General features: G+C 53.7%; 15 protein-coding genes. 8 read left to right on the top strand and 7 right to left on the bottom strand.

Translation table 11 applies throughout. The features are described from left to right. Nucleotides 1–196 precede the first annotated feature (196 nt). On the top strand, nucleotides 197–1,573 hold the full coding sequence (locus K1V27_RS04125) for an alginate export family protein (protein ID WP_258928264.1): 1,377 nt from the start codon (nucleotides 197–199) through the stop codon (nucleotides 1,571–1,573). Nucleotides 1,574–1,870: 297 nt separating this feature from the next. After that, the gene (locus tag K1V27_RS04120; RefSeq protein WP_258928263.1) at nucleotides 1,871–2,788 is read left to right on the top strand and encodes a J domain-containing protein; all 918 of its coding nucleotides are present in this window, start codon (nucleotides 1,871–1,873) and stop codon (nucleotides 2,786–2,788) included. Nucleotides 2,789–2,825: 37 nt separating this feature from the next. Here K1V27_RS04120 and meaB read toward each other — a convergent pair whose 3' ends face one another. The 3 genes from meaB to K1V27_RS04105 all read right to left on the bottom strand — a co-directional run bounded on the left by meaB (nucleotide 2,826) and on the right by K1V27_RS04105 (nucleotide 6,150). Beyond that, entirely contained in the window at nucleotides 2,826–3,782 is a 957-nt protein-coding gene (gene meaB / locus K1V27_RS04115; RefSeq protein WP_258928262.1) for a methylmalonyl Co-A mutase-associated GTPase MeaB, read from the bottom strand. A 108-nt stretch (nucleotides 3,783–3,890) separates the two neighbouring features. Then, entirely contained in the window at nucleotides 3,891–4,310 is a 420-nt protein-coding gene (locus K1V27_RS04110; RefSeq protein WP_258928260.1) for a cobalamin B12-binding domain-containing protein, read from the bottom strand. Nucleotides 4,311–4,449: 139 nt separating this feature from the next. Further along, nucleotides 4,450–6,150, bottom strand: coding sequence for an acyl-CoA mutase large subunit family protein (locus K1V27_RS04105; RefSeq protein ID WP_258928258.1), 1,701 nt, complete (start codon nucleotides 6,148–6,150; stop codon nucleotides 4,450–4,452). Between the two features lie 766 nt (nucleotides 6,151–6,916). On the opposite strand from K1V27_RS04105, the gene K1V27_RS04100 reads away from it, so the two are divergent. After that, the gene (locus tag K1V27_RS04100; protein WP_258928257.1) at nucleotides 6,917–8,266 is read left to right on the top strand and encodes a hypothetical protein; all 1,350 of its coding nucleotides are present in this window, start codon (nucleotides 6,917–6,919) and stop codon (nucleotides 8,264–8,266) included. Between the two features lie 156 nt (nucleotides 8,267–8,422). On the opposite strand, the gene K1V27_RS04095 is transcribed toward K1V27_RS04100, so the two are convergent. The 3 genes from K1V27_RS04095 to K1V27_RS04085 form a co-directional block, all read right to left on the bottom strand. Continuing rightward, a complete protein-coding gene (locus tag K1V27_RS04095) occupies nucleotides 8,423–9,844 on the bottom strand; it encodes a CoA transferase (RefSeq protein WP_258928256.1) in 1,422 nt (473 codons plus the stop codon). A 29-nt stretch (nucleotides 9,845–9,873) separates the two neighbouring features. Next, complete coding sequence (locus K1V27_RS04090; protein ID WP_258928255.1) at nucleotides 9,874–11,208, bottom strand: CoA transferase; 1,335 nt, start codon at nucleotides 11,206–11,208, stop codon at nucleotides 9,874–9,876. A 231-nt stretch (nucleotides 11,209–11,439) separates the two neighbouring features. Further along, nucleotides 11,440–13,200: an acetate--CoA ligase gene (locus tag K1V27_RS04085; protein ID WP_258928254.1), complete on the bottom strand. Its 1,761-nt coding sequence runs from the start codon at nucleotides 13,198–13,200 to the stop codon at nucleotides 11,440–11,442. Nucleotides 13,201–13,700: 500 nt separating this feature from the next. Here K1V27_RS04085 and K1V27_RS04080 point away from each other — a divergent pair, with 500 nt between their 5' ends. The 3 genes from K1V27_RS04080 (at nucleotide 13,701) to K1V27_RS04070 (ending at nucleotide 16,088) form a co-directional block, all read left to right on the top strand. Next, nucleotides 13,701–14,435 (top strand): basic amino acid ABC transporter substrate-binding protein, encoded by a 735-nt coding sequence (locus K1V27_RS04080; protein ID WP_258928253.1) that lies wholly within the window; start codon nucleotides 13,701–13,703, stop codon nucleotides 14,433–14,435. Nucleotides 14,436–14,575: 140 nt separating this feature from the next. Next, the gene (locus K1V27_RS04075; protein ID WP_258928251.1) at nucleotides 14,576–15,361 is read left to right on the top strand and encodes an amino acid ABC transporter permease; all 786 of its coding nucleotides are present in this window, start codon (nucleotides 14,576–14,578) and stop codon (nucleotides 15,359–15,361) included. Then, on the top strand, nucleotides 15,348–16,088 hold the full coding sequence (locus K1V27_RS04070) for an amino acid ABC transporter ATP-binding protein (RefSeq protein WP_309573996.1): 741 nt from the start codon (nucleotides 15,348–15,350) through the stop codon (nucleotides 16,086–16,088). The genes K1V27_RS04075 and K1V27_RS04070 overlap by 14 nt, the downstream gene beginning before the upstream one ends. 7 nt (nucleotides 16,089–16,095) lie before the next feature. Here the strand turns inward: K1V27_RS04070 and K1V27_RS04065 are convergent, their stop codons facing one another. Continuing rightward, complete coding sequence (locus K1V27_RS04065; RefSeq protein ID WP_258928250.1) at nucleotides 16,096–17,235, bottom strand: radical SAM protein; 1,140 nt, start codon at nucleotides 17,233–17,235, stop codon at nucleotides 16,096–16,098. Nucleotides 17,236–17,449: 214 nt separating this feature from the next. Between K1V27_RS04065 and K1V27_RS04060 the strand changes: the two genes are divergently transcribed. After that, nucleotides 17,450–17,773 carry a recombinase family protein gene (locus tag K1V27_RS04060; RefSeq protein ID WP_258928249.1) on the top strand — a complete coding sequence of 108 codons (324 nt, stop codon included), beginning with the start codon at nucleotides 17,450–17,452 and terminating at the stop codon, nucleotides 17,771–17,773. Between the two features lie 314 nt (nucleotides 17,774–18,087). Continuing rightward, nucleotides 18,088–18,951: an MBL fold metallo-hydrolase gene (locus K1V27_RS04055; protein WP_258928248.1), complete on the top strand. Its 864-nt coding sequence runs from the start codon at nucleotides 18,088–18,090 to the stop codon at nucleotides 18,949–18,951. The last annotated feature ends 1 nt before the right edge of the window (nucleotide 18,952 follow it).

The following is an 18,952-nucleotide window of genomic DNA, read 5'->3' as shown; positions in this document are numbered from 1 at the left end:
TTGAGTTTTGACTTGACACTTTATTTCATCTTATTGTATGTGCAATCTGTAAGCTATGTATGCAGGGGCAAGACGTCCATTTTGGTTATCATATTTGCCGAAAGGAGGTGAGGGAAGCGTTCATTGGGTGAGGTAGTTTGGGGCTAAAACATATGGCAACGCTAAGCAAATTGGTTAGCTTTTGAGGAGGAAAGAGATGAAAAAAGTTCTCGTGACTATGGTGGTTGTGCTGGCAGCCCTAGCAATTGCACTGCCGGCTTCTGCATTCGAAGTAAAATATGGCGGATTGTTCCGGGTTCGCTATCAAGGCAACAACAACATCACCGGTACCCCTGCCAATGACAATCAAAACTACATCGATCAACGTTTAAGAATTTTCTTCCAATTCATCGCCAGTGAGAACCTGAAAGTGGTCACCGGCCTGGAGTTTGATACTCTGTGGGGTGGTCAGGGCGATAAGGTTCGATACGGTCATCGGGATACCATCAACGCTGAATTGAAGCATGCCTACGCCGATTTCATGATCCCCTGCACACCGGTGCGCGCCAAAGTCGGTTTGCAGCCCATCGCTTTCATGCAGGGCTGGATCGTGGACGAAGATTTCACCGGTGTAGATGTCTCGGCGAGTTTCGATCCGATTACCGTAACCGTTGGTTACCTCTCCGAAGTGAACGGTATCCGGACTTCCAGTGTTGAGGACAGAGTGCCGGTAACCGAGTGGGGCCAGAGAGTGGATGACTGGTATGTGGCGGTTCAGTATGCCCAGGGTCCTTTCACGGCAGGCATTATGGGCTTCTACCAGGATGGTCATAACGCAGGCGATTTCCACCAGGGCCTGAGCTACACCGAAATTGCCGATGCGCCCCTTGGCACCGCGGACAACCTGTTCGATCTGGGTGTTAACCTGGGCTACAAGATGGATTGGATGAACCTGTTCTTGAATTATGTACAGAACCTGGGAAGCTACGATTCAGTAGTTAGCGGCGAAAACATTGACTACAACGGCTTCATGATTGAAGGTGGCGCCAACTTCTTCTACGGTCCCTTCACCTTCAACCTGGGCGGTTTTGTAGCTTCGGGCGATGACGAAGAATCCAAAATCAACGGCCAATACTCGGGCTTTGTTTATCCCCAGGGAAGATCCCATTACTGGTCTGAAATCATGGGTCTGGGTACTCTGGACGACAGCACCGGCTTTCCTGGAACCCGTGACCGGGTAAGCGGAGCGCACACGGGTGCCTATCAGGCGGGTGACGGTCCGAGCAACCTGTGGACTGTAACTGCCGGCGCAGCCTGGCAGGCTCTTGAAACCACCAAGCTGACCTTCAACTACTACTATATCGGGACCGAGAAGTCGGTTACCTCCAATATCTTTTTTGTAGATGGTCAACTCGTCACCGATACCTCCAACAGCATCGGTCACGAATTTGACTTCTACCTGGATCAGAAGGTGGTTGACGGTCTGATGCTTCGCCTGGTCGGCGCATACATGATTGCCAACGACGGATACACCATTTATGATGATGATCCCAATCCTTGGGAGCTGGGTGCCCGTCTGCAATGGTCCTTCTAAATCCAGGAGTGCCGCTAAGCTAGCCTGGAATAGCGAGTTCCGAGCCCGGATGATTTTCATCCGGGCTTTTTTTATGGAGTCATTCCGCTTGGCCCCACCTTTTCAGGTTCTTGGCTTTTGGTGATCCAGTGTTATGCTTTAAGATGTCGCTGTTTTCGAGAGGCTCTTCGGGCGGATGTTCGCAGAATACAGGGGAGGTGCTGGTTGTATCTGAGACGCATAAGAACTGGAGACGGGCTGCATTATGTGTTGCGGGAGTCGAGGTGGACTGATGGCTGTTGGAGGCATCATGATGTGATGGACCTGGGCAGTGATCCTGGTCGTTTTGTTCATTATCCCGGGGGCAGTGGCTTTTACTTCAGCCCTGAACTGGAAGAGACCCTGCAAAAGGAGGCCATGCAGTATTCACCCGATGATTTGGAGGATGTTTTCTTCCCCTTCCTGAAACCGGAAGCCCGCAGGCTGGTGAAGAATTTCAGACGTCGGGGGCGGAGTAGCCGGTGGCGGGATTATCCACCTGAAAAGCTGTTGGAGCTGCAAAATGGATTGCATTCTTTTGATAAACGGCGGCTGCATTTTTTACGATGCGGGCGCGTGGATATAGGCGTATTACATGGACGTCCATGGAAATTCTTGAACGTCCTGCTGGATAAGAGCCGTGATGAAATTGAGCACACCCTGGAATCGATGGAGTTACAGCTTCGACCGCACGAGTATCGGTCATATGTTTACACAGCTTTGCATCTGCAAAGGCATTTTGCCGGGCAATTCACCAAGAACACCCCGGCCGCCTTGGACGCTGAGAAGGTCGACGAAGCCTTCGTGTTCGAGCTTTGCCGCCTAAACCGTGACGGAGAATTTTTTAAGGGCGTGGAACCGGGAAATGATGTGGGTCTCAGTCCCTACCTGATGAAGTACGCCATTCTCTATTTTGATCATGAATTTGAGAGGCCGAGCGTTTGGGCGGAATTTGCCGGAGAATTCGAGCGGCGCCGCCATTTTCCACCCGCCGGGGGGAAGACACCCGGAATGGCAACGGATGAAGCGTGCAAATGTCTTGGGATTTGCCCGAGTGAATTTAGCAAGATGAATCGGGAAGAGCTAATCCGATGCTATCGCCGCCGGGCCAAAAGGATGCATCCGGACGGCGGCGGAGAGCACGAGGAATTCATCCGCATGACGCAGGCCTATGAAAGTCTGCTGGCGAAGAAATGAGGGAGCGGGCAGATTACCCGACGTTTACGGGACCGGTTCAGGGCAATTCATTATTGAGCAGATCTTGCACAACAGAGTAGGGATCTGTGGATTTTTCGACGATCTGATCGACAAGCGTGTCAAGAGCGATCCCGCGGGTTTCGATGCGCTTCATAAGGGTGCGCAGCGCCTCTTCTTTCAAGACCTCGAGGAGTTGTGTCCTGGCCCGCTTGACCAGGACATCGCGCAGATTGGACTTGTCATTGGCGAGAAGAAAATCACGGTGTTTCTGGATGGCTTCGCCCAGCTCTTCAATGCCGCGCGACTTGATGGCTTCGGTTTGAATAATAGGCGGCTCCCAGCCATTCTGCCCCTGGTGGCGAAGACCCAGTTCGATAAGGTTCATCAGTTCGCGGATGGTTTTGCGAGAACCTTCGCGGTCGGCCTTGTTGACGACAAAAATATTGCCAATTTCCATGATGCCGGCTTTGATGGCCTGGACCTCGTCCCCCATGCCGGGGATAGTGACGAGAACCGTTGTATGTGCGCTGTTGGCAATTTCCACTTCATCCTGGCCAACCCCGACGGTCTCAACCAGAATGATGTCCTTGCCCATGGCATCCAGCACATTGATCATGTCGTTGGTGGATTTGGTCAACCCGCCAAAATGTCCGCGGGTGGCGAGGCTGCGGATAAACACGCCGTCGTCCAGAAAGTGCCTCTGCATGCGGATGCGGTCCCCAAGGATGGCGCCGCCGGTAAAAGGACTGGTGGGATCTACGGCCAGTATGCCGACGGTTAGTCCTTGCTTTCGATAGTGGATGGTCAATTGATCCACCAGGGTGCTCTTACCCACACCGGGTGATCCTGTGAATCCAATGATGAAGGCTTTTCCCGTATGTGGGTAAAGTTGTTTGAGGATTGGATGAATGGTGGGGACTTGATCGTCGATATCGCGCAAAACCCGAGCCGTAGCTCTCACATCGCCGGCAAGAATTTGATCCACAATGCCCATAACTTAAACCTTTTCACTGAGAACGAGTCAGCTGTGTTGTCTTCCACTTGGTGCGCCCGCGGCATCCCGCGGGGGCAGGGCTCGGTTCCCCGCCCCGGGCTTTATTTCTCAGGCCACCATGGCTTGCCGCGGTTTGACGTTTTGATCCACCCAGGCGCAAATTTCGTGAAGTTTGGTTCCGGGTTCAAAAATCTCCTTTATTCCGGCTTCCTTCAGAACTGGAATATCCTCCAGCGGAAAGATGCCCCCACCTATAACGGTTATATCCTCCGCGTTGTTTTCCTTGAGAAGCTCAATGACCCGCGGAAAGGAATACGCATGCGCTCCGGAGAGGATGCTCAATCCAATCAGATCGACATCCTCCTGGATGGCGGTGCTCACAATCTGCTCCGGAGTCTGGTGGCAACCGGTGTAAACAACTTCGAACCCGGCGTCACGAAACGCCCTTGCAATCACACGCGCGCCGCGATCGTGGCCGTCTAGGCCGGGCTTGGCAATCAATATGCGCAGTTTCCTGCTCTTGTTCATGGAAACTTACCTCCTCATATCCTGGTTAGACTTTATCCGGCCGATGGCATGCGCCATAGAGGGCGGCAACATCGGCACAGCGCTCGTGGGGGCGGCTCACGAACCGCCCGTCATGTATCCCTCTAGTGCACCCACCCCATCAAAAGGTTCCGGGATCGGTATACACACCAAATACGTCCCGATAAAGATCGCAGCACTCTTGTTCGGTAGCGCCGGCTCGAACCGCGTCAATCAGTGCGGGCATGACATTGTTTTCCCAGCACGGGGGCCCCTCACAGCGTCTACGCAGTTCATCCATGGCCCGTTGAAACTTCACTTGGTCTCGCTTTTGCTTGAACTGCTGGGTGCGCTCGACTTGCCGCCGCTCCAATTCGGGATCGATTCTCAGGATAAACTCCAGTTCAGGCCTGGTTGAAGGGTATTTGTTGACCCCTATGATCACTTTCTCACCCTTTTCCACCTGCTGCTGGAAGTGATACGCGGCATCCGCGATCTCCATCTGCGGGTAGTCTTTCTCGATGGCGGCTACCATACCGCCCATTTCATCCAGCTTCCGGATATAAGCGGTGGCCTCTTCTTCCATCTTGTCGGTGAGTGCCTCCACAAAGTAAGACCCGGCCAGTGGGTCGATCACATTGGTCACTCCCACCTCTTCGGCCAGAATCTGTTGCGTTCTCAGGGCGATCAATACGGCGTGTTCGCTTGGGATCATGTACACTTCATCGAGCGAATTGGTGTGCAGGGATTGCGTCCCTCCAAAGATGGCCGCCAGAGCCTCCGTGGTAGTTCGCACAACATTATTGTAAGGTTCCTGGGCAGTGAGGGAGCAACCGGCCGTTTGTGTGTGGAAACGCATCAACATGGAGCGGGGATTCTTAGCCTTGAAACGCTCTTTCATGATGCGCGCCCACATTCTCCGCCCGGCCCTCATCTTGGCTATCTCCTCAAAGAAGTCAATGTGGGAATTCCAGAAATATGACAACCTGCCGGCAAAGTCATCCACATTGAGGCCGCGTTTGAGGCATTCCTCAACATAGGTTATCCCGTCGTAGACGGTGAAGGCCAGTTCCTGAACCGCGGTGGCGCCGGCTTCACGAATGTGATAGCCGCTGATGCTGATGGTGTTCCAGCGTGGAACTTCACGCGTTCCAAATTCGACGGTGTCGGTCACAAGGCGAAGGCTTGGGTCAGGCGGAAGCATGAGCGTCTTCTGCGCAATGAATTCTTTCAGACAGTCGTTCTGAATGGTTCCGCCCAGTCTTTTACGGTCATATCCCTCGTTCTCGGCGTTGGCGATGTACATTGCCCAGATCACAGAAGCAGGCGGATTGATCGTCATGGAGGTTGTTACGTCCTCCAGATTGATATTGGCAAACAGGCGCTGCATATCGTCAATCGTGTCAATGGCCACTCCACACTTGCCGCACTCCCCGCGGGCCAGGGGCGATTCCGTATCGTAGCCCATCAGGGTTGGAAAATCAAAAGCGGTGCTCAGCCCGGTCTCGCCATGATTGATCAAATAGTGAAAGCGCTCATTGGTGTCTTCCGCCCCGCCGAGCCCGGCAAACATTCTCATGGTCCAGTGGCGTGCTCGGTACATGGTGCTCTGGACGCCGCGGGTAAATGGGTACATGCCGGGAAAACCGATATCTTCCGAATAGTTTTTGTCCTTGATGTCAAGAGGGGTATACAGCGGTTTCACTTCAAGATCCGAAACCGTGGAGAATCTTTCAAGCCGTTCGGGAACTTTCTGCAGGGCCTTGCGATATTCCGCCTGCCACTCCTGATATTCCTTTTCCATTCTTTCCAGTGCAGATTCAGAGAACTGCCTTTTTCCCATCTTTGGTACCTCCTGAACTTTCAGCCAAGCGCGTGAGTGAATTTGAATTCAAGCAGAACTCATCTTCAATGATCAATTGTCGTCGCCTGTCTTCGCGTGTGCCGCTCATGAATCGAGCAGGCAGCCACACTCCAAAGAGCGAGTGATTATTTTACCTCAATATATGGTGAAATGTCCGCTAAAATCGACCTAAATATCACCTGTTTCGATTGCACCACACTTAAATCACGGAGTTGTCTATTGTCAAACAAATTTTTCTTGACCGAACCAGGATACATGCGGTAGTACATGACGGGCTTATTATCAGTGGACCTGCAACTGATGCTGAAAAGTCGATATCCTGTAACTCCCGTTGATCAGTTTGATGCTCTCGAGCTAGCTGTTTGGCCCGCGATGCCATGGAATGCGTTATAGTCAGGAGGGGGATCGGGCTGGTTGCCGCATTTGCCAGGACTACCAACCCGGCGGGGCAATTTTCACGCTGGATGGCTAGCATCTTTGCCGCCCATGGTTCCCTCTTCCATGTTAACCCTCCGCCCGTGTATGGTTTTATTTTCGAACAGTAGAGTTGGTTTATGGGTCATCTCTGTGATGATTGAAGCGGAGCTTCAAGTTCCGGCAGCCCTTGTTGAAAGGAGGTGAAAGTTTCTGGTATTCGGAGAGTTGCCCAGTTGAAGAGGCAAATTGCGGAAGCTGAAGAGAATTAGAGATGGACGGAGTAGCTCACACAGAACACTAGCTCGCAACAAAGAGAGAGGAGTAGAGCATGGCAGGACAACTTCGACCTCGATGGGGACAACCCGTCACAGGTATTGTTTCCTTTGTCGTATTTTTTGTGATTGCATGGATTACTTGGTATATTTTCAGCGACCCCCGCGGACCCGTGGGTTCGTTTCCTTATCCTTTTGTGATGTACCTTGCCATGATGATCCTGGTGGGACTCTGGCAGCACATGTTCCTGGGAGACTGGCCTTTTCAGGATATGCCTCAACCGGCGCGAGGCATTATTGAGACTATTGTCAATCTTATCGTCGTCTGGTTTGTTATCCATGTGGTCTTCTACAGGGTTTTGGGCGCCGGCTTCAACTTCTTGAGCCAAAGCAATCTAAATGAACTGGCTGCGGCCGGCAAGGCGATTCTGCCCATCTCGGCGGAGGCCATCCAGCAGGCCATCAACGATTCGCTGGCGGCGGGGCAGGCCATTTTGCCGGAAGCCAAATCGCTCACCCTGGAAGCCATGAAGGAGAAGCACTTCGCCGAAAGTGCCGTGGTCACCTATGTTTTGATCGGCTTTTTCAGCTATCCCTTCGTCACCATCCTGTTTGGAAAATGGCCCATCCGTCCCAGCGATCTGAAGCAACCCCAGGCAGGCGTCGCTGAGATCGGCTACTGCAGCATGCTGACTTTGTTTTTCTATACGGTTTTAATCGTGCCTTTCTGGGGCCTGGTTTTCGGCAAGCTGCTGGGAAGTTCGTTCGGTCTGAATTTTCCCTGGTGGGACGGAATTTCCGGCATCAGTCACGTGCACTGGGTGTTCGGCTGGTGGGAATGGATGATCATTGTACTGTTCATGACTCCCAACGTCTGGCGCATGAAGCCCTGGTCCTTGATCCCCGCACCGCAGCCGTGGAAGGGGCTGATCTCCTTTATCATCAATGTGATCCTTGGCTACATCCTCGCCTGGCTGTGTGTGAAGATCGCCCCCGCCTGGATGAATTGGGAACAAATCTTGCATCATTTGCCTGCAGGCGACAAGGGGGATGCTACCCGGTTCCTGTGGTATCATGCGGCGGAAATTGCCGGCTTCACCCTTATTCCCTTCCTCATTTGGCACCATTATTTTGACGACATGGCGCCCATGTCCGACCTCGATTCTTGGGGAGCCTTCTGGTTCAGGACCGTTGGCGTTCTGGTCTTTTGCGCCATCAATTATATTTTCTTCTATGTGATTAATTTCGGTCACTGGGGACTGGGCAACCACCATATGGAGCACGGCCTTGCCGAGCGATTGATCCATGGGGAGTCACTCATTTGGAACTTCTGGTGGATCATACCTCTGCTTTGGAACGAATGGTTCTTCCACAAGTGGCCCTTCTATGTACATGACCATCACTGAACACAACGGAATTTTTGATTAGCCAGGTGATATGGTTTTCAAGAAAAGAATTGTGATTCCATCTAGACCGGGTTTCATTACACGGTCCGTGTGATGAAACCCGGCAAAATGAGCGCTGGGTTGCGTTACGCCAAATGCGTGATGCAACCCAAGCTGTCAAACCACTCCACTGTCTTTCATGGCGGCCAGTTTCGTGCCCCCCAGGCCGAGATACTTCTGATAGATATACTCGTTGTCCGCACCCACGGGGCGGCAGACCCACTTAATTCGGCCGGGTGTCTTGGTCATGGCCTTGAAGGTTGAATTTTGTATTAACAGCTCACCGTAGTGAGGGTCTCTTACCGTAACAAAGGTCCGTCGCTCTTTCCAGTGCTCCCGCTGGAGCACCTCGGAGGGGGTTTCGAGCCGTCCCGTCGCAACGGTTCCCTTCTTGTCAGCCCTTTTGCTGTAGTCGGTAATGAATTGCAGGATCTCCTCGGAACTATACTGGGTCGTGAACTTCTCGATTTCGTGCTGAATCTTGGGTTGGTTCTCGGGAGTGAGCCGCTCTTTGATGGTCGGAAACATTTCCTTGAGGTCCGGACGATTCAGGATCTCGCACAAGGCCGACCAGTTGGGGTCGGTGAAACCGGAAATGAAGGTGTAGCCGTCCTTGCACTTGACGTAGGTGTATGGGAAGACGGCATAGTCGTAGTTCCCCGCTCGCGGCATCTGATTTCCTGACATGTGGAAGTACTGCATGGCATAGTTGGAGATGGCAAGGAGCCCCTCGGGAGGCGAGCAGTCGATGAACTGGCCCTTGCCTGTCTTGCGCTTGTGCAGCATGGCGTTGAGCACACCAAAAGCTGCCCAGGCGCCTCCGACGTACCATCCCATCCAATTGCCCTGGCGCAGAGGCTTTTTATACTCGTCGGGAACCTGCGGATCGAGCTCGGGCTCGCCGGTTATGGACATGATGACGCCTCTTGCCTGGTTCACAATGTCGTAGTCCGGCTGATTGGCGTACTTTTCAGAATCCGGGCCGAACTGCCCGTAGGTATGGACAGCGCAGTAGAGGAGACCCGGGTTAACCTCTCGCAGCTCCCGGTATCCTATGCCGAGGCTGTCGAGAAAGCCCGGCTTGAAGGTTTCGATCAGCACATCGGCATGCTTCGCCAGCCTTTTGAAGAGCCGGCTTCCCTCCTTCTTGGAGACATCCAGGGTAATATGGTTTTTGTTGCGCCCCTCCACCAGGTAGCCGAGTCCTGTGCCGTTAATCATCATTCCGTACGGGCTCATCTTCCTGGCAATGTCACCCCCGGGGGGCTCGATTCGGATCACCTCGGCACCCATTTCAGAAAGAATCGAGGAAGCGAACAACCCCGCAAAACTGCCGTAGCTGGCGTCGAGCACGAGCATGTCGTCGAGGGCTTCGGGTTTTCCCCCGATCGCTTCGGGGTTTGTCGCCCGGTGAGCCCAGCGGGCATACTCTCTGTTTATAGCCATGCCAATAATATTCTGGTCAGTGGAGAAATCTTGTTCGAGATCGGGCGCATCGAGATCGTAGCCCGAAGATTCTGCATTCTTCTTGTCTGTCATGGTCCTGCCTCCTTATTTTGCAGTTCAATCTAGGGATACTTGACGCCTCGTTTCCCGTCCCATTCGGGGGGCGGACAGTGGGAAGGCACCTGAGGATTCCACTTGAAGATCACGCCGTTCTGGGCAAGTTCGGCTACGCGCTCGGCTGCGAGCCCCAAGATCTTGGTTAGCACGTACTCGTTGTCCATCCCGATGGGGCGTGAAGCCCAGCGGAGTCTTCCGGGAGTTTCGCTGAGGCGCGGTGGATAACAGGGTTCTGTCATTTCGCCGTAAAGCGCGTCCTCATAGGTCTGAACACTTGCGCGTGTTCTGAAATGTTCTCCATGGTAGACATCCTTGACCTGGAGCACACGGGAGGCGGCAAATCCGTGTTGGCAGGCGAGATCTTCGATCTCGGAAACTTTCTTGGTTGTGGTCCACCGGCCCACCGCCTGCAAAACCTGGCGGGCAGGTTCATCCTCGAGGCGATCGGCCGGCTCGGGATATTTGGCAAAAAGTTCCGGGGCGTTCATGGCCTTGCACAAACCTTCGAATTCATCGCGGCTGAAGGCTGCCAGGGCCACCCAGCCATCCGCGCAGTCGAACAGATCCGAGGGACACACGGCAAGATCGCGGTTGCCGCTTCGCGGCCGGTCTTCACCTGTTTTGGAAGTGTACAGCCAGGTCCAGTCGAGAAAACGGATCACGTTTTCAACCTGCGAGTAGTCTATGAATTGCCCTTCTCCGGTGCGTTCACGATAGTTCAATGCCGCCACAATGGCATTGGCGCACATGAGGGCGGTAATCCAATCGGCAATCCAAACCCCTGATTTGATGGGACCTCGACCGTCAAAGCCGGTGATCGGGGAGAGCGCCCCCATGCTCTGAGCCACGGCATCGTAGGAGGTTCTTCCGGTCCACGGTCCCCAACTGCCATAACCCGAAACGTGGAGCTGGATTATGCGCGGATTGATTATGCTGAGTTCCTCGTAACTCAGGCCCCATTCTTTCATGCGGCCCGGGGTGAGGTTGTCGACCACCACATCAGAGCGCTTCACCAGGTCCAGGAACAGCTCTTTCGCCTGCGGGTGTCCCAGATGCATCCCCACCCAATACTTGTTATGGTTTTGCTCCAAAAGCCCCGGCGAAAGATTTTTCCAGAAATAGGCAAAAGGTGTCACAAACCGCATCTGCTCGCCCCTCTGACCCTCAAATTTGATCACTTCAGCACCGAATTCAGCCAAGTAATCACAGGCGGCAGGGCCGAGCACAACATAGCAGACCTCAAGGATTCTCACGCCCTTGAGCGGTTCCGGCTTGTCAAACAGATCGCCTGAGTTGAATAGCTCTTGCAGATAGTCTTGATAGGATTTTTCTTCGCCCATCCGATTCACTCCTTTTGTCATAAAGAGACATCAGCCGGCTTCATGGAGGAACAGCGGGGCAATCATGTTGTCTTAAGGCCAGGGCCAGGGCTTGCGGGGCCTCAATCCAATGAAAACCGCCCTTTCACTTCCCTCCCTGAAATGAAAAAGGGCCTCCCCACGAGGCCCTTCCCAATGTCCAAAGCCGATTTCATGTACGCATATCACTGACTCCGCTGAATTCCTGCTCGGTTAGGAGGACTTGAGCTCAGGGAATTCGTGATAGAAATATTCGTGTTGGCCTTTCCGGCCCCCCTCTTTCTTCTCGATTTCAATTTCCCGCAATTCAATTCTTCTGATCTTGCCGCTCAGAGTCTTGGGTACCTCGGGAACAAACTCGATGATTCGAGGGATCTTGAACTTGGCAAGCAGTTTGATGGAATGCTGGAACAACTCGAGAGCAAGCTCTCGCGAGGGTTCATAACCCGGTGCCAGAATAACGTAGCCCTTTACCAACTGCCAGCGCTTCGGATCGGGGCTGCCCACAACGGCTGCTTCTGCTACGGCAGGGTGTTCGATCAAAGCGCTTTCCACCTCGAAGGGGCCGACGCGATAGTCGGAAGACTTGATGACGTCATCGGCGCGGCCGACAAACCACCAGTACCCCTTCTCGTCAAAGGAAGCTCTGTCACCCGTATAATAATAGTTGCCCACAAACACTTCGTTCATCTTTTCCGGATTGCCGATGTACTGGCTGAACAGGCCGATGGCTCGCCAGCGATCCAGGCGGATGGCAATGTGTCCCACATCATCAGGCTTGTTGATCTCTTTGCCGTCATCGTCCAGGATCACGACGTCATAAAGAAAGGTCGGTCGGCCGAACGATCCGGCCACGATCTTGCCCTTAAACCAGGGCGGATTGCCGATCATGGCCGTGGATTCCGTCTGTCCATAAAAATCGCGGATCTCGGTATCGGTGAACTTTTTCCATTTCTGAATGATTTCCGGATTGAGAGGCTCTCCGGCACTCACCGATTCGCGCAGGGCGTCAAACTTATATTTACCCAGGTCCAACTGCATGAAAGCCCGCCATGCCGTCGGGGGAGCGCAGAACACGTTCACTTTGAAATCGGCTACCGTCGCAAGATATTTCCCTATATCCAGCTTGCTGGCATAGTAGAAGCCAGTGGTTGTGGCGCCAACGTTGAAAGGAGCGAAAAAGCAACTCCAGGCCCACTTGGCCCAACCGGGCTGACTCAGATTGTTGTGCACATCACCCGGTCGAATACCGATCACATTGGCTGTGGAGAGGTGCCCCAGCGGATACGATGTGGCCGTGTGGGCGACCCTTTTGGCCATGCCGGTGGTACCGGAGGTGAAGAAGCAGAGGATGATGTCGTCTTTCTTGGTCTTGGCGGCCTCGGCCGTGGTGCTCTCTTGGGCCACTTCGCTGTAGCTGTTCCAGCCGCTCTTTTTCCCCAGGACGATCTTGATTTTTGGTTTTGCGCCGACGTTGGCAAGAGCTTCGTCGATCACATCGGTGGAAACCTCATCAGCCAGAATGGCGTCAGGGGCATAGGTCTCGAAACGGTATTCCAGCTCGCGTACGGTCATGGTGGTTGCCGTCGGCACCGATACCATTCCGCCCTTGATGGTTGCCAGGCTGGCAAACCAGGTTTCCGGCACCGAAGGGGACATCATGTAAACGATGCCATCTTTCTTGACGCCCTTGCTGCGCACATAATTGAGGAACTTGTTTCCTTCGGCGGCCATTTCCGCATAGGTGCACTCGCGTTTCTCATCAGTATCCAGGTTAATCCATTTCAATGCTGGCTGACTGCCGCGTTCTTTTACGTGTATGCCCTCGAAAATCTCTTCCGCCCAGTTGAAATATTCGGGCAATTCCAGGTGATTCAGCTTTTCAAACAGTGCCTTGGACGCCTCAGCTTTTTGCTCAGTGTCATCCATCGAGTTGACCTTCATCAGATCTCTGTAAAAAGTCTCAAGTCCCATCCATGTGCTCCTTTCATGTTTTGACATTTTGCCAGCCATGCCGCGCGCTTCCAATCCTATTACCACTTTTGCCCAATGCCCGGAGGTGGACCAATGGAACTATCCCGCCCGCCGTTTATGTTCAACCGGTCAGCAGCGTGGAGGCCGCCAAAAGTGGCAATGTTCATACGATGAACTCAGGTGTTTAAAGGCAAGGAAAAGTGCCCATTTACCAAGTGAGGGTATTGGCATATCAAACATTGTTTGTCAAGAACTTTCCCGTGCGCGCCCTGCCCACGCCGACCGCCGATCTCAGGGGACCATGAGCAGCTCCGGCCGGGTGCATTTTGGGCAGTGACGCACGACCTCGCCGCCGGTCATCTTCATCACTTCATTCATTCTTGACAGATGTTCATCGCTCTGACACTATCCTTGCCTGGTAGCCGGAATTTGTCAGGTTTTTTGCCGGCATAAGCGGCTTTAAACTCACCTCGAGAAGTAATTCAAAAGGAGATGAAGGTATGATTAGAAAAATTGTTTCAGGTTTGCTGGGTGTGTTGCTCATTACCGGGTTCGCCTGGGCCAGAACCGTTGTCATCGCGACCGATGCCACTTGGCCTCCCATGGAATTCGTCAATGCAGACAAAGAGATCGTGGGCTTTGACATAGATTACATGAAAGCCGCAGCCAAGGAAGGCGGCTACCAGGTGGAATTCAAGAGTGTGGCCTGGGACGGTATTTTTGGGGGCTTGGAAGCAGGCAAGTATGACGCCGTTTGTTCGTCGGTTACCATTACCGAGGAACGTAAGAAAACCATGGACTTTTCCATGCCTTATTTCAAGGTGCGGCAGGCTCTGGTGGTACCCAAAGAGTCGAACGCAACAACGCTGGAGGAAATGACAGGCAAGACAGTCGGAGCCCAGATCGGTACGACCGGATACTTTGCCATCAAAGAGATGGAGGGCATTGTTGCCAAATCCTACGATGAAATTGGATTGGCCATGGAAGATCTTTTCAATGGTCGTATTGACGGCGTTGTCTGTGATGATCCGGTGGCCGCTCAGTATGCACTGCAAAGAGAGGACTATAAAGCCAAGCTGAAGATTGCCGCAGTGCTGGATACCGGTGATGAGTACTATGGCGTGGCAGTGAAGAAAGGCAACACCGAAGTCCTGGATCTGATCAACAAGGGGATCCAGGCTGTCGAGGAAAAGGGACTGGCCAATGAATTCAGGGCCAAATGGATCGGCCAGTAGTTCCGGCACAATTGTGAGCATTTCACCTACAGGAGGCCGACCGGCCACATTTGGCCTCCTGCTCGTCAAATCCTTTCCTACGATGGCCTGGACTTGCCGACCAGAGCTCCTTCGACGGCACTGCTAAAGGTCCACAATTCATGACCCAGGAAAAAATAATCATCGACGTCGGCGACGGCGCCGCCATCCCAAGCAAAAAGGACATGGGGCTTTTTTCAGCCTGGAGGATTTCCTTTTGCGGCGCCATTGTGCTCCTCATCTATCTGGTCATATCCAGGCCCGATCCCTACCTGAAAATCGTTAAGTTCCTACCAGACGGCATTATCGTGACATTTCAGGTGACCTTTTTCTCGATCGGCCTGGCCTTGATCATCGGGCTCATCACCGGACTGGGCCGAATTTCCCGCAACAGGATAGCCAATGCGATAGCGTCAACCTATATCGAGGTGATCCGCGGGATACCCCTCCTGGTGCAGCTTTTCTATATCTATTATGCGCTGGGGCGGTTTGTCAGAGTTCCGGACATGGTTGCGGCGGTCATCGCCATGTCGGTCTGCTATGGGGCTTACATGGGAGAGGTGTTTCGCGCCGGTATTGAATCCATTGACAAGGGGCAGACGGAAGCGGCCCGATCGCTCGGCTTCAATCGAACCCAGACCATGTTCTATGTCATTTTGCCCCAGGCCTGGCGTACCATACTGCCCCCGGTGGGCAATGAATTCATTGCACTCTTGAAAGATACGTCGCTGGTCTCGATTCTGGCTGTCGCCGACCTGCTGCGACGGGGCAGAGAATTCGCCGCAGAGAGTTTTGCTTACTTTGAGACCTACACCATCATCGCACTGATTTACCTTCTCATCACGTTGCTGCTTTCCAAGCTTGTCAGCATCATGGAAGATAGACTGAACTATTATGGAAAATTCTGAGCCGATCATTCGCATTGAAAACGTCACCAAGCGCTTCGGCCATCTAAAAGCCGTTGATAATGTTTCCTTGACGATCAAGACCGGCGAAAAGGTGGTGATCATTGGGCCCAGCGGCTCCGGTAAGAGTACTCTGCTACGCACCATAAACCGCCTGGAGGAGATCACCAGCGGCCGCATCCTGGTTGACGGCATGGACATCATGGATCGGGCCACGGATATCAACAGAGTGCGCATGGAAGTGGGAATGGTTTTTCAGAATTTCAATCTCTTTCCGCACAAAACCGCCCTGCAAAACCTGACCATGGCGCCCGTCAAGCTCAAAAAAATCCCGCGCCAAGAGGCCGAGAAAAACGCCCTGCGATTGCTGAAAAAAGTCAATATCGCAGAAAAGGCTGATGTGTATCCCACACAGCTTTCCGGCGGGCAGCAGCAGCGCGTTGCCATTGCCCGAGCGCTGGCCATGAATCCAAAGATCATGCTGTTTGACGAGCCGACCTCGGCACTCGATCCCGAGATGATTGGAGAAGTCCTTGATGTCATGAAAACCCTGGCCCTGGAAGGCATGACCATGATTGTCGTTACCCACGAAATGGGGTTTGCCCGGGAAGTGGCCGATCGGGTGATCTTCATGGACCACGGTGCGGTTGTGGAAGAAGGGACTCCCGAGCACTTCTTCAAGAATCCCACCCATGACCGGACCAAGCTGTTTCTAAGCCAGATTCTTTAACACGGCGTCAAATGTACTGATCTCCCAGTTCCGTGATTATTCCCTCCAGATCTCCCTGAGTCTGCCGCATCAAATCCCGGCCGGCCTGCACCAGGCGTTTTTTCAGCGAAGGATCTTGCAGGTCGTCCAGGGACCGAACCGCTCCGCCTCTCCGTCCCAGCCTGAAAAGCAGCTTTTCTTCCTCCGGCAGGGCCAGGTAGCGATCGATGACCTCCAGCATGGCTTGCTTGTCGGCCGGCAGTTTGCCCCCTATTTCCTCCAGCAGGTTCATGATGTGGTCCGATGTGAGCGTGCTGTGAATGCCCGCAAGGTTTTCAATGAGCAGCCTGATTTCTGCAACCACTTCATCGTCGTGCAAAGGCACAAACGTTCCTTTCAGTTTGTCCTGGTGGAGAGGCGCATTGGGCGGGATGCGCAGACTGCGGAGCCTGATGAAGTGTGGATCGATGGCGTTCAGCACGGCGGCGGTTTCGATGGCGTGTTCCCTGGACCAGGCTTTCCCCCCCAGTCCGGGCATAACATACTCCGAGAGAGTCATGCCTGCCTGAACGACCTTTTGTCCCGCCTCGATATGCTGTTTGGCCGTCACCCCTTTTTTGATGAATTGGAGGACCCGGTCTGAACCGCTTTCCAGACCGATGTGAATGCGGTCGAGTCCCGCGATGCGAATTTGTCGCAGTTCCTCGAGGCTCTTGCGGGCCAGTGTATTGCTGCGGGCATAGGATGTGATTCTGCGAGCAGCGGGGATGGAGCTTTTGAGGTAATGCAGCGCATCGACCAGGATATCCGTCGAAAGGACCAGGCTGTTCGCATCCTGGATAAATACCGTTCCCTTGCCATAGCAGGCCCACAAGGCCACATGGCGCAAACAGGCGTGCGCATCCGGGCTTGTCATGACCGCCTGCAACACCTGCCGGTTGACTTTTCCCCCGAATCCCAAGCTTTCGGACACAGCCTGCAGCTTTTCCATCATCTCAGCCACGGTGTCGATGTCTTGCTTGATCTCGGCCAAGGTTCTCCTGCTGAACGGTGCACCCTTGTAAATCGGGCAGAACGTGCATTGGTTCCATGGGCAGTTGCGCGTGAAGCGCAAAAGGAGACTGCCGGCTTCACTGGGAGGGCGAATGGGACCTTGTTCGAACAGCATCTTCGCTTTCCAATCCGGGTTAGAAATTTGTCTCGTTCAATTGATCCGGCTTACCTTTTCTTTATAACACGGGCAGTGCCATTTCCGTAGCCTGGGTGGTCGGTATTTCAGGTTGTTGCCGGTGTTTATTGTCTTGGTCGAGAAAAATCGCTATATTGCGCAGCGTCATGTAACCGAAGATTGCCGATGTTGATGCGCAAGGAGCCGAGTCAGTATGGAAGATAAGTTTACAGCGTTGTATGTGATGGTCCGGCGGGAAGAACTGAAGCCCGAAGACGGTGGGTCCTTCGAGGTTCCGGTGGCCCGTCAGCAGGAAGAATGTATGCGGTATCTCAGAGATACAGGCGGTATTCAGCCCGACGAAGAGGTCGAAGTCTACAAGAACATCAACCAGATGCTGATGGACGTCGAGCGCAGGCGGATCAAGCGGGTAGTGGTTTACCACCTCGACCGTCTGGGCAGCAGTCAGGAAGAACGGGATGGAATTCTCTTCGAACTGGACGCGGCCGGAGTTGAACTGCTGACAGTGACCCCGTAGCAGGCTGCGCGTAACCCCTGCCTGTGCATCATTGGCACACACTATCGTTTCGGCGTCAGGGCTCCAGAAAGGCGTAAGATCGCTGGATCCCGAGTTCTGCTGGAATGACCGCTGAGCACGCAGCCTCAAATGGGGGGCACGCTTCCCGCTGGGTAAATATTGCGGTTAAAAAAAATTTTCTATCATGCTGCCGCGTTTGCGCGCTAATGCGCATTTGCCGCAATTTTACAGGGGCGGCTGAGGTTCTGCACGGTGGGGACGGGCAACCAGGCGTTTGGCTGCTCATTGCTGCAATGCCCCATGAAAGGTGATGAATGAAAGCTCTCTTTGAAGAAGACCGAGCCCTCAAGGGAATGTACTGGGTGCAGGATGCGGGGGCATGCTCCGGAGTCTATGCGCTGGAGGATGGCAGAACTTTGATTGATGCCGGCAATATGTACGGACTCATCGATGAACTCCGGGACCTGGGTCCGCTGGATCGCATCGAGCGCATCTTGCTGACTCACAGCCATTTTGACCATGTGGGCGGAGTGCAGGAGATTTATCAGGCGGCCAGCCCGGACATTTACCTGCACCCGCTGGCGCGGGAGCACCTGCGCCTGCACCGTGAACCGTTTCCCAGTTTTTTTGACGCCCTGGCCCAGGACAATAAGATCAAGCTCCTGTATGACGGCGATGTGGTCGAGGGGGCACCCGCCCTGAGAGTCATTCATACTCCAGGGCACACCGCGGGCGATCTCTGTTTCTACGATGCCTCGTCCGCTGCCCTGTTTTCGGGCGATGCTGTATTGCCGCAGAAGGAAAGTCTCTCCACGGTGCTTTCGAAGCCCGACGAAGTATGCGGCGGCCGCCTGGAAGACAAAATCAAGGGGCTGCAGAAGCTGCTCAAAATTCCCGTACGCCATCTCTTGCCGGGGCATGGCGCCCCGGTTTTTCATAAGGGCGGCGATCAGATCAAGATTTCTCTGTTTACGCTTTATAAAAGCCTGTATGGGGATGATGCCGAGAAGGCCTGGATTACCATGGGGCAGGACTTGCTGGCGAGCGGACTATTGGAAGAGGCTCGCCAGTGCGTGGCCAAAGCCGCTGAGGCCGGCTCGCAATCCGAGGAGGCCAGGGATCTCTATGAGCGAATAGCTGCAGCGGAGGTCGAGCGGAACACGCGGGGTGGAGGTTGAA

The sequence above is a fragment of the Desulfoferrobacter suflitae genome, assembly GCF_022603395.1.
GTDB lineage: Bacteria > Desulfobacterota > Syntrophobacteria > Syntrophobacterales > Syntrophobacteraceae > Desulfoferrobacter > Desulfoferrobacter suflitae.
Note: the sequence above shows the minus strand (reverse complement) of the source record. Positions and strands in the feature narration are given on the sequence as shown.

What these genes read in the sequence shown, in the direction of transcription:
- K1V27_RS04065 (WP_258928250.1), bottom strand. Translation starts at nt 17,235, where the DNA reads ATGCTGTTCGAACAAGGTCCCATTCGCCCTCCCAGTGAAGCCGGCAGT.
- K1V27_RS04075 (WP_258928251.1), top strand. Translation starts at nt 14,576, where the DNA reads ATGACCCAGGAAAAAATAATCATCGACGTCGGCGACGGCGCCGCCATC.
- K1V27_RS04120 (WP_258928263.1), top strand. Translation starts at nt 1,871, where the DNA reads ATGGACCTGGGCAGTGATCCTGGTCGTTTTGTTCATTATCCCGGGGGC.
- K1V27_RS04095 (WP_258928256.1), bottom strand. Translation starts at nt 9,844, where the DNA reads ATGACAGACAAGAAGAATGCAGAATCTTCGGGCTACGATCTCGATGCG.
- K1V27_RS04105 (WP_258928258.1), bottom strand. Translation starts at nt 6,150, where the DNA reads ATGGGAAAAAGGCAGTTCTCTGAATCTGCACTGGAAAGAATGGAAAAG.
- K1V27_RS04080 (WP_258928253.1), top strand. Translation starts at nt 13,701, where the DNA reads ATGATTAGAAAAATTGTTTCAGGTTTGCTGGGTGTGTTGCTCATTACC.
- K1V27_RS04125 (WP_258928264.1), top strand. Translation starts at nt 197, where the DNA reads ATGAAAAAAGTTCTCGTGACTATGGTGGTTGTGCTGGCAGCCCTAGCA.
- K1V27_RS04100 (WP_258928257.1), top strand. Translation starts at nt 6,917, where the DNA reads ATGGCAGGACAACTTCGACCTCGATGGGGACAACCCGTCACAGGTATT.
- K1V27_RS04060 (WP_258928249.1), top strand. Translation starts at nt 17,450, where the DNA reads ATGGAAGATAAGTTTACAGCGTTGTATGTGATGGTCCGGCGGGAAGAA.
- K1V27_RS04090 (WP_258928255.1), bottom strand. Translation starts at nt 11,208, where the DNA reads ATGGGCGAAGAAAAATCCTATCAAGACTATCTGCAAGAGCTATTCAAC.
- K1V27_RS04070 (WP_309573996.1), top strand. Translation starts at nt 15,348, where the DNA reads ATGGAAAATTCTGAGCCGATCATTCGCATTGAAAACGTCACCAAGCGC.
- K1V27_RS04110 (WP_258928260.1), bottom strand. Translation starts at nt 4,310, where the DNA reads ATGAACAAGAGCAGGAAACTGCGCATATTGATTGCCAAGCCCGGCCTA.
- meaB (WP_258928262.1), bottom strand. Translation starts at nt 3,782, where the DNA reads ATGGGCATTGTGGATCAAATTCTTGCCGGCGATGTGAGAGCTACGGCT.
- K1V27_RS04085 (WP_258928254.1), bottom strand. Translation starts at nt 13,200, where the DNA reads ATGGGACTTGAGACTTTTTACAGAGATCTGATGAAGGTCAACTCGATG.
- K1V27_RS04055 (WP_258928248.1), top strand. Translation starts at nt 18,088, where the DNA reads ATGAAAGCTCTCTTTGAAGAAGACCGAGCCCTCAAGGGAATGTACTGG.